The organism is Streptomyces xylophagus (genome assembly GCF_000716435.1).
Classification (GTDB): domain Bacteria; phylum Actinomycetota; class Actinomycetes; order Streptomycetales; family Streptomycetaceae; genus Streptomyces; species Streptomyces xylophagus.
The window spans coordinates 47,310-60,429 of record NZ_JNWO01000005.1; the positions used below are offsets into that span (position 1 = coordinate 47,310).

The 13,120-nt window shown below is 71.2% G+C and carries 11 protein-coding genes; 4 read left to right on the forward strand and 7 right to left on the reverse strand.

Going from position 1 to position 13,120, the window contains the following annotated elements; all coding sequences use genetic code 11:
• Positions 1-40 precede the first annotated feature (40 nt).
• On the reverse strand, positions 41-232 hold the full coding sequence (locus OO70_RS55925; protein ID WP_043667998.1) for a DUF5999 family protein: 192 nt from the start codon (positions 230-232) through the stop codon (positions 41-43).
• A 284-nt stretch (positions 233-516) separates the two neighbouring features.
• Entirely contained in the window at positions 517-1,101 is a 585-nt protein-coding gene (locus tag OO70_RS11585; RefSeq protein ID WP_043668001.1) for a hypothetical protein, read from the reverse strand.
• A gap of 530 nt (positions 1,102-1,631) precedes the next feature.
• On the opposite strand from OO70_RS11585, the gene OO70_RS11590 reads away from it, so the two are divergent.
• A complete protein-coding gene (locus OO70_RS11590; RefSeq protein WP_043668004.1) occupies positions 1,632-3,149 on the forward strand; it encodes a glutamate-cysteine ligase family protein in 1,518 nt (505 codons plus the stop codon).
• 51 nt (positions 3,150-3,200) lie between these two features.
• On the opposite strand, the gene OO70_RS11595 is transcribed toward OO70_RS11590, so the two are convergent.
• A complete protein-coding gene (locus tag OO70_RS11595) occupies positions 3,201-4,988 on the reverse strand; it encodes a substrate-binding and VWA domain-containing protein (RefSeq protein WP_043668008.1) in 1,788 nt (595 codons plus the stop codon).
• A gap of 140 nt (positions 4,989-5,128) precedes the next feature.
• On the opposite strand from OO70_RS11595, the gene OO70_RS11600 reads away from it, so the two are divergent.
• Positions 5,129-5,929, forward strand: a complete 801-nt coding sequence (locus tag OO70_RS11600) for a CPBP family intramembrane glutamic endopeptidase (protein WP_043668011.1) — start codon at positions 5,129-5,131, stop codon at positions 5,927-5,929.
• A gap of 28 nt (positions 5,930-5,957) precedes the next feature.
• Here OO70_RS11600 and OO70_RS11605 read toward each other — a convergent pair whose 3' ends face one another.
• The 4 genes from OO70_RS11605 to OO70_RS11620 all read right to left on the reverse strand — a co-directional run bounded on the left by OO70_RS11605 (position 5,958) and on the right by OO70_RS11620 (position 8,741).
• On the reverse strand, positions 5,958-6,767 hold the full coding sequence (locus OO70_RS11605; RefSeq protein ID WP_043668014.1) for a PhzF family phenazine biosynthesis protein: 810 nt from the start codon (positions 6,765-6,767) through the stop codon (positions 5,958-5,960).
• A 63-nt stretch (positions 6,768-6,830) separates the two neighbouring features.
• Positions 6,831-7,262, reverse strand: coding sequence for a hypothetical protein (locus OO70_RS11610; protein ID WP_043668017.1), 432 nt, complete (start codon positions 7,260-7,262; stop codon positions 6,831-6,833).
• A 40-nt stretch (positions 7,263-7,302) separates the two neighbouring features.
• Entirely contained in the window at positions 7,303-7,983 is a 681-nt protein-coding gene (locus tag OO70_RS11615) for a class I SAM-dependent methyltransferase (RefSeq protein ID WP_043668020.1), read from the reverse strand.
• Positions 7,984-8,225: 242 nt separating this feature from the next.
• Positions 8,226-8,741 carry a GtrA domain-containing protein gene (locus OO70_RS11620; protein ID WP_267881213.1) on the reverse strand — a complete coding sequence of 172 codons (516 nt, stop codon included), beginning with the start codon at positions 8,739-8,741 and terminating at the stop codon, positions 8,226-8,228.
• A 164-nt stretch (positions 8,742-8,905) separates the two neighbouring features.
• On the opposite strand from OO70_RS11620, the gene OO70_RS11625 reads away from it, so the two are divergent.
• Both OO70_RS11625 and OO70_RS51225 read left to right on the forward strand, forming a co-directional pair.
• Complete coding sequence (locus OO70_RS11625; RefSeq protein ID WP_078651362.1) at positions 8,906-10,375, forward strand: SWIM zinc finger family protein; 1,470 nt, start codon at positions 8,906-8,908, stop codon at positions 10,373-10,375.
• Complete coding sequence (locus OO70_RS51225; RefSeq protein ID WP_051741116.1) at positions 10,372-13,098, forward strand: DUF7824 domain-containing protein; 2,727 nt, start codon at positions 10,372-10,374, stop codon at positions 13,096-13,098. The genes OO70_RS11625 and OO70_RS51225 overlap by 4 nt, the downstream gene beginning before the upstream one ends.
• Positions 13,099-13,120 lie beyond the last annotated feature (22 nt).

Here is a 13,120-nt window from a genome sequence, read left to right on the forward strand (position 1 = left end):
ACCTCGTGTGTGCGGCCGGCCCCTCATGTTCTTGAATTGCTCAAGCGGCAGTCATCACCTGTCGGTGCGGGGCGATGATCTGGCCGTCGGGCAGGAGCTCACCGGTGTCCTCGAACAGGAGAACGCCGTTGCACAGCAGACTCCAACCCTGTTCCGGGTGGTGCGCCGTGAGGCGCGCGGATTCCCGGTCGGCGGATTCGGCTGTGGGACACGGTGGCTGGTGCTTGCACATTGGTGGGATCTCTCGCTCTGTTGTGGTCATGTCCGTCCCCCGTGGTGTTGAGTCGGTCCGAACCCAGTGTTGCCCCACGGGCGTCAATCCGCAGGGATTTAGCAGCACCGCTTCTCACAGGTTAGTGACGCTTCACCCGCGCGGACGGTTCATCCCAATTCCCAGCTCGTACGAGCTTTTTCCTGCTCGTACGAGCGTTACGAGCGTAAATAGGGCCGGAAACGCGATCGTACCCCGCTGCCGGGAATTCGGCGGCGGGGTACGGAGGCGACGGAGGGGGAAAGTCAGGCGGGGGAACCGAGCAGGGGCGCGGGAGTCACCCGATGGGTCAGCACCGGCAGCAACTCGGCGACCCGGTGCGGACGGTGGGCCGCGATGCCGGGCGGTGCCGGGGCCAGCGGGACCAGCAGATCGGTCGCGGCGGGGTGGCCGTCGGCGCCGTCCGCGGTGAGGTCGCCGTGCAGCCAGAGCGTGAGCATGTAGAGGCCGGGCACGGAGAGGAGGCGCGGCTGGTAGGCGCCCTTCATGTTCTCGGCCTGGCGCAGCGCCCGCTCGGTGGCGGCGATGTACGGGCCCTCGAAGAAGTGCGAGAACGCCCAGCCGTCGGGCGTCAGCATCGTCTCGGCCGCGGCGACCGCGCGGTCACCGCAGCGGATCAGGAAACGCCACCCGGCCAGCCGGGTGACGGCCGCCCCCTCCGGGGCGACGCTGTCCAACACATGGACTGGCAACGGGAGTTCGGGGGTTGCGGGCCCCTGGGCCGCGCGCAGGGACGGGGTTCGGGCCTCGCGGACGGCGGTGGGGGAACCGAGTGCCGTGAGAACGGAGCGCAGGGCGGGCGCGGGAGCCGGGGGGACATGCAGCGGCATGGTGGGTCGCCTCTCATTCGACAGGCACGGTGGCGCGAGGGCGGGACGGGGGCGGACGGCGCTGTCAGCTCTCGGGGTCAGGGAGGCCGGGGCCGGGTGCTGTGAACATGGGTACGGCGTGCCGCACGTGACCTCGACGGCAGGACCAGGACCGTGGGCACCAACCTTCTGCCTTGTTCGCGGAGTTTATACGACACGTGTTCAGACGATGTTTCGTCTAACCGTTTCCCGTATGAACAACAAGGGGCTATTCGGCCAGCGATTCGCGGGAATCACCCCTGTTCCGAACCGGTCCTGCGGCGATGACCTCGGGATATGGCGCCGATGCGGTCGGCCAATTGTCGTCGGCGTTTTTCACGAGGTCCTCATTGAGTGCGGAACTGCATGGTGCCGCATGCCTCGTGAATGTGCCGCGGGTCACGTTCGACCAGAGTAGCGGGCGCCGGGCCGCTCCGGGACGTTATCGATCGCCAGGTCTGGGCATCATCCTTCCTGACCCGGGGACGAGTGGGACGAGGAGGTGGCGCATCGTGGGGGAGAAGGTCGTGGCGGGGCCGTTCGAGCTCGCTGACCGCCAGCGCTACCGCGCCAAGCTGCGGCGGTGCCTGACGGGACTGGAGCGGCTGCTGGCCGAGAAGCGGTTCGACCGCCCGAAGAACCTCATGGGGCTGGAGATCGAACTCAACCTCGCCGGCACCGACGGCATGCCGAGAATGCTGAATGCGCAGGTCCTGGAACGCATCGCGAGCCGAGATTTCCAAACAGAACTCGCCATGTTCAATCTGGAAGTCAACATTGCCCCACATCGATTGGAGGGCCGGGTATTCGACCGGCTCGCCGAGGAGATCCGTACGTCGCTGGCATATGCCCATCGAAAAGCGGGCGAGCTCGACGCCGGAATAGTGATGATCGGCATTCTGCCGACGCTGGACCGGGACGACCTGGTCTCCTCGAACCTCTCCGCGGTCGACCGCTACACCCTGCTCAACGATCAGATCGTGGCCGCCCGCGGCGAGGATTTCGTCCTCGACATCGACGGCGTCGAACACCTCACCTGCACCTCGGGCTCCATCGCGCCCGAAGCCGCCTGCACCTCCGTGCAGTTGCACCTCCAGGTCACCCCGGACCGCTTTGCGGACGTGTGGAACGCGGCCCAGGCCGTCGCCGCGGCGCAGATCGCCGTGGGCGCCAACTCGCCCTTCCTGTTCGGCCGTGAGCTGTGGCACGAGTCCCGCCCCCCTCTCTTCCAGCAGGCCACCGACACCCGCCCGCCCGAACTCCAGGCCCAGGGCGTACGCCCCCGCACCTGGTTCGGCGAACGCTGGGTCACCTCGGCGTACGAACTCTTCGAGGAGAACCTGCGCTTCTTCCCGCCCCTGCTCCCGATCCACGACGACGAGGAACCCCTCGACGTGCTCGACGCGGGCGGCATCCCCACCCTCGCCGAACTCGTCCTGCACAACGGCACGGTGTACCGCTGGAACCGCCCGGTCTACGGCATCGCCGACGGCGTCCCGCACCTGCGCGTCGAGAACCGCGTCCTGCCCGCGGGCCCCACCGTCACCGACGTCATCGCCAACACCGCCTTCTACTACGGCGTCGTCCGCGCCCTCGCCGAGGAGTCGCGGCCGGTGTGGACCCGGCTGCCCTTCGAGGCCGCCGCCGCCAACTTCGACACCGCGTGCCGCCACGGCATCGACGCGAGGCTCATCTGGCCCCGGCGCGGACGCCTCGGGGGCACCACCGAGATCGACGCGGTGGCCCTCGTACGCGACGAACTGCTGCCGCTGGCGGAGGCCGGCCTGGACGCGTGGGGGGTCGAACCGGCCGACCGGGACCTGTACTTGGGCGTGATCGACGAACGCTGCCGCCGCCGGGCCAACGGCGCGACCTGGCAGTCCGCCACGTTCCACCGCGCCCTCGAACAGGGCCTCACCAGGGAAGCCGCCTTCGCCGCCACGACGCGCCGCTACAGCGAGTTGATGCACCTCGGGGAGCCGGTCCACACCTGGCCGGTGGGGTTGCCGGAGCCGGTGCCGCTGGGGTGAACTGCCCTTGTTCCAGCCCGCGTTGGCGGAGACGGGTGAACTGCGGCTGCTTCAGCCCGCGTTGGCGGCTGCGCCCGACGCGCCCGCCGCCACGATGGCCTGGAGGATCACCGACTGGATCTGGGCCGGGTTGCTCACCTCGTGGCCGGAGCCGCCGGTGGCCTCGGCGATCTGCCGGGCCTCCTCCTTGTCGGCCTCCGGACCCACCGCGATCATGATCAGCGGCACCGGCCGTTCCGGGCTGGCGAGTTGCTGCAACTGCCTGACGAGCGTGGAGCGGGAGATGCTGCCGGGGTCCTGATTGACGCCGTCGGTCAGAATGACCAGCGCGTTGAACTTCCCCTTCACATAAGAGGAGGTGGCCGCCTTGTACGCGGCGAGCGTGGTGTCGTAGAGGCCGGTCGCCCCGCCCGGCACCGGCTTCAGCGAGCCGAACGCCGCTGACAGCGTGTCCCGTTGGGTGCCGTCGCCCTTGCGGTCGCCGAGCCGCTCGGTCGGCACCAGGATCTTGTAGTCCTTGTCGCCGTCGAGCTTCGTGGAGAACTCCCACAGCCCGATCTCGTCCTCGGGCGTGAACGTGGCCAGCGCCTGGAGCAGCGACGCCTTCGTGACGTCCATCCGCGACTGCCCTGTCCCCGGCACCGACTCCGACATCGAGGACGACGCGTCGACGACCGTGGTGATCCGCGCGCTCTGCACCGTGATCGTCCAGGTGCCCAGGGCCTCTTCGAGCGCCGCGTCGGAGGCCTGGTCCGCCGGGGCGGCGGCGTACGGCTGCGGACTAGTACCGCCGGCCTTGGCGACCACCGCCTTCGGCGCGTCGTCGTCATCGGTGCGGAAGCCGTACTTCTCCATGAGCTTCTGCTGCGCCGGCTGGCTCAGATAGGTCATGAACCGGATCGCGGCCCGGCTCTCGTCCGTCGTCAGCCGCTCCTGGTCGACCAGGTTGTACGGATAGTCGAGCCGCGGCGAGCCGTCCTTCGGATAGAAGAGATCGAGGCTCCCGTCACTGTCCGCCGACGCGTTGTACGCGAACGCCGACTGCTCGCTGAGGACCAGTGCCTGGTTGCGCTTCGGGTTGCCCTGCTCGGTGCCCGAGGAGTCACGCGGCAGGGTGTCCAGGACCTGACTGTCGGTGTCCGAGATCCGCTGCGACAACGTCTTCATCATCGCCGCAGCCTGCGTGGCCCCGCCCTTGACCTTGGCGGCGGCCGTACTCAACTGCGTGAGCGCCAGCAGCCCCGTCGCGCTGCGCGCCGGATCGGCCGCGCCCAGCCGCAGCGAGTCGTCCTGCAGGGTGGCACCGGCCAGGTCCAGCCAGGTGTACGTCTTCTTCGGCCAGCCCAGCGACTTCGCGGCGGCCGGGACCATCGCCACGCCGACCGGCGTCGAGGCCACGTTCCCCGCGGGCGTCACCCCCGTCGCGTCGCTGTTCGCGGCCGACGAGACATGGTTCACCCACAGCTCCGAGTCGGGCACCCACACCTGGATGTCCGGGTGCTTGCCCGCCTTGAGCGTGTCCGCGAACTTGTACGACTCCTCGGCGGTCACCGAGATGTTCAGACACTGCCCGTCGGACGTGATGTTCTCGTCGCGGGCGTTTCCGGCCGCCGCGCGCAGGGCGGGAGCCATGTCGGGGGAGGCGGCGAGTTTCAGCCGTACCGCGTCCTTCCGGCAGGAGGAACCGAAGGAGAGCAGCCCGCTCTGCACCGCGACCGCGGTACCGCCGGCGACAGTGAGCACGAGGACCGTGGCGATGGCCACCGAACGGCGGCGCGCCCGGGGGCGGGGGTCGCTGCCGCCCGCCCGGTACTGATCGGGCAAGCTGTGACGTCCCATGACGGTGGTGCCCCTCCCTGTTGAACCTCGTGCCTCCGTCTCCCCCAACGGCCCGTCGCGCACGATCTTTCGTAAGTTCTTTCGAGACCCTAGCGGGGCGAAGATGGGCATGAGGCGGGATTTCCGAACTGAAGGCAGGTGTGCAGGTGGAGGCAGGGCAGGTGGCCGAAACTTTTCCGCTGGAGCGGCCCACGCGGCGGATTCTCCGGTCCGAGGCACTGCTCGTTCTGGGGCTTTCGCTCGGTGCGAGTGGAGTGTCCGCCCTGATCAGCTTTGTCGGATCGGTCACGAAACCGGGCGGCCTCAAGGACCAGGCCGCCACCCTCAACGCCTCGGCCGCGCCGGGCCGTCCGTGGCTCGATCTCGCCTGGCAGTTGTTCGGGATCGCGTCGGCACTCGTCCCCGTCGCACTCGTCGCGCACTTCCTCCTGCGGGAGGGCGAGAGCCTGCGCACGATCGGCTTCGACCGCACCCGCCCCTGGCCCGACCTGGGTCGCGGAGCGGCGATCGCGGCAGTCATCGGCAGCACCGGAATCGCCTTCTACCTGGCCGCACGCGGCCTCGGCTTCAACCTCACGGTGGTACCGGAGGCACTGCCCGACGTCTGGTGGAAGTACCCGGTCCTGATCCTCTCCGCGATGCAGAACGCGATCCTCGAAGAAGTCATCGTGGTGGGCTATCTGCTGCGCAGGCTGGGCCAGTTGGGCTGGACACCGGGCACCGCCCTCGTGGCCAGTTCCGTACTGCGCGGTAGCTACCACCTCTACCAGGGCATCGGCGGTTTCATCGGCAACATGGTGATGGGCGTGGTGTTCGTCTACCTGTACCGGCGTTGGGGTCGCGTGGGTCCCCTGGTGGTGGCGCATTCCCTGCTCGACATCGGGGCGTTCGTCGGCTACGCGCTGCTGGCGGGGAAGGTGGGCTGGCTGCCGACGGCGTAACTCGTCGGCAGCGCGGGTCTCTTGGGGCTCAGGCGAGCAACTCGCCGTCGATCACGGTGACCGCTCGACCCGTCAACAGGGTCCGTTCGCCGCGCAGTTCGGTCCGGACGAGCCCCGAGCGCGGCGAGGCCTGAAGCCCGGTGAGGACCGTGCCGCCGAGGCGCTCGGACCAGTACGGCGCGAGCGCCGTGTGCGCACTGCCGGTGACCGGGTCCTCGTCGATCCCGACGTTCGGGAAGAAGCAGCGGGACACGAAGTCGTAGCCGCGGGTGGGGTCTTCGGCGCGGGCGGTGGCGATGATGCCGCGCTCGGAGTGGGCGCCGAGGGCCTTGTGGTCCGGGGCGAGTCCTACGACGGTCTTCTCGTCGGCGAGTTCGACGACGAGGTCGCGGATGTTCGGGCCGGTGTCGAACGCGGTGAGCGGCTCGGCACCCAGGGCCTCGGCGACACCGTCCGGGATCTCGACGGCGGTGAGTGGGGCGGTCGGGAAGTCGAGGGTGATGGACCCGTCGTCGGCCGGCGTCGCGATGAGCACCCCGCTCCGCGTGGCGAACCGCACGGTTCCCTCATGGGCGCCGGTGGTGTGCAGTACATGGGCCGTGGCGAGGGTCGCGTGCCCGCACATCGCGACCTCGGCCGCCGGCGTGAACCACCGCAACGCCCAGTCGGCGTCCCCGCCCGCGGGCAGCCGGTGCGCGAACGCCGTCTCGGCGTGATTGACCTCCAGCGCGATCTTCTGAAGCCGGTCGTCCTCCGGGAAGGCGTCGAGAAGCAGCACCCCGGCCGGGTTGCCGGCGAAGGGACGGTCGGTGAAGGCGTCGACGATTCGAATCCGCATGGTCCGACGCTAGAGGTTTTGTGGAGCGCTCGACCAAGGCCAATTCGGGGGGAGTGGACCGATTTACCGGTGCCGGGGTGGCATCAGCAGGCCCACCAGCGTCCCCACTGCAGTCGCGGCGTCCGGGGTGGTTTCGACGAGCACCGGGTCGGGCGTCCGCATGCGCGTCCCGCTCCACACCCGGAAGACGGGGGAGCCGTCCGGGCCGCCCTTGTCGAAGGAGACGGAACCCGGCAGCACCTGGCACTCCTTGGCACCGGGCGTGAACAACAGGGGGCCGTCGGCGAAGCACAGGTGGTTGTGGCTGGTGAACGGGTACCACTGGAACAGCGGGCTCGCGCGGGCCGCGCGCACCAACTCCTCCTCGACCGGCGGCACCCAGGACGCGTGGGTGTTGTTCCATGCGTCCGAGTCCCGCGCGGCCTCCACCGCCCAGGACCACGCCTCGGCGAGTGTCCACGTCGTGCCGTCCGCAGTCGTGTCGTCCGCCGTCATGTCGGGAGTCTGGCCGCCCCGGCAGATCCCGAAACGATCGCTACGACGGTGACGGGTGTGGTGAAGGGCGTTCCGGTTTCCGGGCCAGGAAGGTGGCGTGCGTCCTCTTCGCTCCTTCGGCCGGCTCCAGGACCAGCCGGGCGGTGAGCGTGAGCCCGGCCCGTGCCAGCAACTCGGCGATCCGGTCCGGTGGGAGCAGGTGGGACTCGTAGGACACGGGATGCTCGCCGTACGCCTTTGTCGGGCGCAGGAGTTGGTCGTCTCCCACGTGGCCGGCCAGCATCAGATGGCCGCCGGGCGCGAGTGTGCGGTGGAACTCGGCGAAGACGACGGGGAGTTGGTCGGGTGGCGTGTGGTGGGTCGAGTAGAAGGCGAGGATGCCGCCCAGCTCGTCGTCCCCGATCTCCGGCGCGGTCATCGAGCCCACGGTGAAGGTCAGGTTCGGGTAGGCGCGGCGGGCCAGTTCGATCATCTTCGGGGAGATGTCGAGGCCGAAGATCGGCACCCCCGACTCCGCCAGATACGCGGTGAATCTGCCGGGCCCGCAGCCCAGGTCCGCCACCGGCCCGAGGCCGGCCGCCCGCACGGTCTCGGCGAACGCGGCCAGCATCGCGCGGGACAGCGGGTCCAACTCGGCCGGAGTCTTGACGAGTTGGACGTAGTCGGCGGCGACGGTGTCGTACGACTCCCGGATCGCGGCGAGGTAGGAGGGATCTGTCACGCGGGGGACTCTAGGGTCGGGGTGGTTCCTGCTGGTAGCGGTTATCGCTGCGCGGGATGGCGACGGTGCCGGTGTCGCCGGCCGGCGCGACCGTCGTGCCCTGCGTCGGCGTGGGGTGATGCACGCGGCTGGTGTCCCAAAGGGGCGGCGGATGCTGCGGCCAGCACGGCGACGCCGGCCGAGCGCCGAGGGATGCGACGCCCGCCCCGCCCCCCGGGTCGCCGGCCCCTTCCCGTCGGCCCTCATGCCGCCGCGTCGTACGCGGCCCGCGACCGGACTTCCCCGTCGGTCCGCGGCAGCGGCGCGCGCTCCGCGAACACCGCCAGCCGCAGCACGAGATAGCGGCCGATTCCCACGAGCGCGGTGGCCGACAGGTAGACCGTCTGCTGCAGGACGAGTCCGGTGCCGGGGCGGAGCGCGGCCAGCGTGCCGACCGCGGCGGACGTGACCAGCCAGCCGAGCGCCATGGTGGCCGCGCTCTTCAGATGCCCGGCGAGGCCGGGCCGTCCGTGGCTGAACGAGACGCGGGCGTGCAGCTCGGTGGCGACCACGGTGGAGGCGACGGTGGTCAGCGCGTTCGCCGCCATCCACGGGATCCACTGCGAGAGCAGGACCAGGGCCGCCGACGCCGCCAGGGTGACCCCGCTGCCCAGCCCCGCGAAGCGCCCGAAGGCTGCCGCGTGCCGACGGATCATGCGCACGCCGCTCATGGTGATCCCCTCCTGGGCCGCGCCCCCTTGCGGGGCTGGTGTCGTCATGCGCAGAGCGTGGCCGACCCTTCATTCAGCGCGGTTTCAGAGCGTCCTCAGGGGAGCGGGCGGTGCTGAAACCGGTGCCGCGTTCCTCACTGAAACAACCGCAGCAACCGCAGCAAGGAGATGTCCCGAACTCCGGTGTCAGACCCCGGTCGTAGCGTGTGCGCGTGACTCAACTCCTGCAGTCCTACGCCTATTTACGCCCCTCGGCCGTGCGTGATTCCACGGCCGGGCGCAGTCTCGCGCTGGAGACCTCAGGCGGTGCCACCCCCGCCGGAGAGGTGGCCAACCCCCGGTTCTTCAGCGGGTTCCTGACCGCGCCGGCCGCCGCGGCCACGGCACTGCTCGCGGTCGCCGACGTGGCCGCCGCCCGCTACTACCGGCCGGGCGGCGGCGCCTCGCTCGACCCGGTGGTGACGGCCGACGGCGACCGACTGCGCCTGGAGTCCTTCTCCGGCTGCTGCGGTGTCTATGCCCGGCTCGACGTCCTCGCCCCCGGCCTCGACGGCGACGACGTCGGGCACGGCACCACGAACGTGGACGTGAACCCGCCGCTGCGGCAGGCGCTCGCCGGGCTCGGTGGTCTCGACCCGCTCCATCTGGCCGTAGGGCCCGAGGAGTTGGCGGTGCGCACCTTCGACGGCGAGTTCGTGGAGAAGAAGGTTCCGCTGCCGGAGCGCTGGCTGCGTGGCTTCGCCGAGGCCCAGGTTCTCGCGCCGGGCTTCGCCCTCCGGGCCGAGGTGCCCGCGGCGGAGGCGGCCGCCGTACTGCGGGCGCTGCCCCGGCCCACCCGGCAGTCCGACGCCCGTACGACACGCTGGGTGATACCCGTGGGCCGCACCCTGCGCCCCACGACCAGACCGGCACCGAACGCCGTGTGCCTGCCCGGCCCGGAACGGCTGCTGACCCTGCTGCCGGTACTGCGGCACGCGACGACCGTGCGGGTGTACGCGCCGGCCGACGCGGACGGCGCCGCGGCCGTCGCCTGGGAGGTCGAACTGCCGGGCATGCGGCTGACGTTGATGCTCTCCCAGAGCGCCTCGCGCGGCTTCTCCGGCGAGGGCGGAGTCCTCCACGACCTCGCCGCCGGGCCCCCGGCGGCGGACGTCGAACGGGTCGCCGAACTGCTGGCCTGGGAGCCGAGGATCGACGTCGGCGAGCTGTCCGGGCAGACCGGTCTGCCGGCCGACCGGGTGCGTGCCGCGCTGACCGTGCTGGGCACGTCCGGTCAGATCGGCTACGACCTCGCCGAGGAGGCGTACTTCCACCGCCACCTGCCCTACAGGGCGAGCGCCGCCGAGACGCGCAACCCCCGGCTGCGCGCGGCACGGGCGCTCGTCGCGGACGGGGCGGTGGGGCTCGACGGCGCGCTGGCCCGGGTCGGAAAGGGCGACGACGCCCATGTGGTCCGCACCGACGAGGCATCGGGCCGGCTGAGCTGCACCTGCTTCTGGTGGGCGAAGTACCGGGGTGGACGCGGCCCCTGCAAGCACGTGCTCGCGGTGGGCATGGTGCGCGGCACGACGGCGGACCTGGACGCGCCTTCGACAGTGGGCACGAACACGACGGCGGACGCGGAAGCGACCGTAGACGCGCACGCGAATACGAACACGGCACGATCGGAGACCGCACGATGAACCTGGTCCACCTCGCGGAAGCCGGGGACGTCGAAGGAGTGCTCCGGGAACTCGGCGCGCTGACGCCGGACGGGCGCGCTGCACAGGCCGAGGCGCTGGAGGAGCGGCGCGCGCCGCTGCGAGCCGGCTGGTACCACGTCCCCGAGGAGGAGAAGGCCGCCCAGCTGGCCGCCGAACTGGGTTGCCGGACCGACCCGTTGGCCGCCGCCGAGTGGATCCTGCGGTCCGAGAACGGCGCGAACACGGTCGTCCTTCCCCTCGGCGGCGTCTGGATGCTCGACGTCGTGAACCTCCAAACCGTGGCCTGGCGAGCCGAGTTGGCCGCGCGGATCGCCGAGCTGTCGACGCCGGGGAACACCGTCAGGTCCGACCTCGTCGAGCACCTCGTCCACGACACGGGGTGTCCCGTGCCGACCACCGACGGGTTCATCGACAGCTGGCTGGTCCGCCGCGGCAGCAACTGGGAGCAGCCCGGACACCTGCGCGGCGGCGCCCGGTCCGGGGCCACCCTTCTGGCGCGGCTGCGCGCCGACGACCTGACGCCGAAGCTCCTCCCGCTGCTCGTGGATCGGCCGGGCATCCACCTCGGCGCGCATGGATTCCACCACCAGACGACGCGGCACGACCTTCGCTACGTGAGGGAGAACACCAGGCTCGGCGTGCTCATCTACCTCTCCGCCGAGAGCAACGGGCTGGTCGACCGGGCCGCGCTGGTTCGGCGTGTCTTCGCCGATCTGCTCGCCGCCCCGGTCTGGGGGCAGGACGCGGCGATCGCGCTGACTCAACTCGCCCTCACACCCGGGGAACACGCCTCGACGAGCCGTGAACGCCGGGCGCTCGCCGAGCAGTTGCTGCCGCAGCTACTCCAGGACGGCACACGAGCGGAGACCGCGCCGCCACTCGCCCACCTGCGCGCCCTCGCCCTCACCCCGGCCGAGAACGCGCCCGCAGTCCGTGACCATGTGGCCCTGCTCGACCTGTCGTTGCCGGTCGCCGCCTACGCCCAGGAGGTTCTGATCGGCCTGGACGAGGCCGGGCTGCTGGAGCCCGACGTGCTCACCGAGATGTGCCAACGGGTCCTGCCGCGACCGGAGAAGAAGCTGGTCCGTACCCAACTCACCCGGCTCGACCGCGCGGCCCGCAAGGATCCCGGGCGCGCCCGCAGTGCCGTACTCGACGTGGCGACGGCCTTCGACCACCGGGACGTCGACATCCAGGAGCGCGCCCTCGACGTGGTGGCTCGGCACCTGAAGGCTGCGGGCGACTCCGTACTGCCGGAGCTGCGCACGGCAGCCGAGCGGATCACCCCCGCTCTCGCGGCCCGCGCCGCCGAACTGTTCGGCGCTGCACCAGACCAACTCCCCTCCCCGCACGCCGACTTGCTGCCCGCTGTACCCGAGCCCCGCCCGGTCCCGGGCCCCATCGAGACGCCCGCCGAGGTCGCCGAGGAACTCGCGGCGGTCGTAGCGAACGACAAGGACGTGGTGACGTTCGAGCGCGTCCTGGACGTACTGGTCCGGCACGCCCACCTCGACCGTGCCGCGCTGGAGCGGGCGTTGCAGCCGGTCATGCGCAGACAACCCCGCGACGCCCTGGACTTCACCCAGTCCGACGTCTACGACGTGGCCGCCGCGCTGCGCGGCGACGAGCCGAGGCGGCGTAACTTCACCGACCGCCTCAGGTACCAGGACCACTCTCCGGCAGGGGAGTTGCTGCAGGCGCGGCTCGCCGAGGCGCTCGACATCATCAGGACCGACGCGCAGCCGTTCCTGCTGGCCGTGCCGACCGACGCGACGGGGGCGCTGGACGCCGCCGTACTCGTGGAGCGGATCTCGGTGCTCGACGGGCTCGGCATCACCCCCGCGCCGGTCGACCTGACCCAGGCCCTGCTGCGCGTCACCCCGACCGCGGACGAGGAGGTGCTGGGCGCCGCCGAGCAGCTCCGGTCCGACGCCGGGCGACGGCTGGCCGAGTGGCTGCGTGAGGGCGGGCTGCCGCACTGGGAGTGCGGGCCTGCCGACTGGCCCGAAGCCCGGCCGGGCGAGCACCCGTCGGAGTGGGTGAGCCACCTGCGCCCCGAACCGGCCCCCGGCCCCCCGCTCCTCCCGGCCGCCGCGACCCTGATCGGGCCGCACCGCGACAACGGCCTCTACGACCCGATGCTCCCCTTCTGGCTCGCCCAGCTGCCCCACCACCGCGAGGTCGTGCTGGCCCGCGACTACTTCAGATACCGCGTCTCCATGCGGGGCTGGGCCCTCGCACTGCCCTTCGCCGCGGAGTCCGGCGGCCCGGCGGGGTTCGCGCTCCACCTGGCCGTGGCGTACACCCTCACCTACGACCAGCAGCGCGAACGCGACGCGGCGGTGGACGCGCTGCTCGTGCTCGCCGGGCGGGGACAGCTGAACACCGACCTGCTCGGACGGCAGCTGGCCGCGCTGCTGCGCGCCAACTGCGTCGAGGCGAACCGGGTGACCGCCTCCCTCCGTACGGCGGCCGAGACGGGCGCGTACGCCACCGTCTGGTCCGTCCTCGAAACCGCCCTGCCCCTCCTGCTGCGCGACCCCGTGGCCAGGGGCACCGGAGCGCTGCTCGCCCTCGGCGTGGACTCCGCCTCGCGCTGCGCGGCGAAGGGGGAGATCCCCGAGGTCACGGCGGCCGCGGCGCGCAAGGGGTCCAGCCAGGTGGTGAAGACCGCGCGGCTGCTGCGCGACGTACTGGGCTGAGCGGTCCCACCCCTGGACGGGA

Excerpts from the sequence above, each read along its gene's own strand:
- OO70_RS55925 (WP_043667998.1), bottom strand. The coding sequence starts at position 232 with ATGTGCAAGCACCAGCCACCGTGTCCCACAGCCGAATCCGCCGACCGG.
- OO70_RS51225 (WP_051741116.1), top strand. The coding sequence starts at position 10,372 with ATGAACCTGGTCCACCTCGCGGAAGCCGGGGACGTCGAAGGAGTGCTC.
- OO70_RS11585 (WP_043668001.1), bottom strand. The coding sequence starts at position 1,101 with ATGCCGCTGCATGTCCCCCCGGCTCCCGCGCCCGCCCTGCGCTCCGTT.
- OO70_RS11605 (WP_043668014.1), bottom strand. The coding sequence starts at position 6,767 with ATGCGGATTCGAATCGTCGACGCCTTCACCGACCGTCCCTTCGCCGGC.
- OO70_RS11620 (WP_267881213.1), bottom strand. The coding sequence starts at position 8,741 with ATGACGACACCAGCCCCGCAAGGGGGCGCGGCCCAGGAGGGGATCACC.
- OO70_RS11595 (WP_043668008.1), bottom strand. The coding sequence starts at position 4,988 with ATGGGACGTCACAGCTTGCCCGATCAGTACCGGGCGGGCGGCAGCGAC.
- OO70_RS11610 (WP_043668017.1), bottom strand. The coding sequence starts at position 7,262 with ATGACGGCGGACGACACGACTGCGGACGGCACGACGTGGACACTCGCC.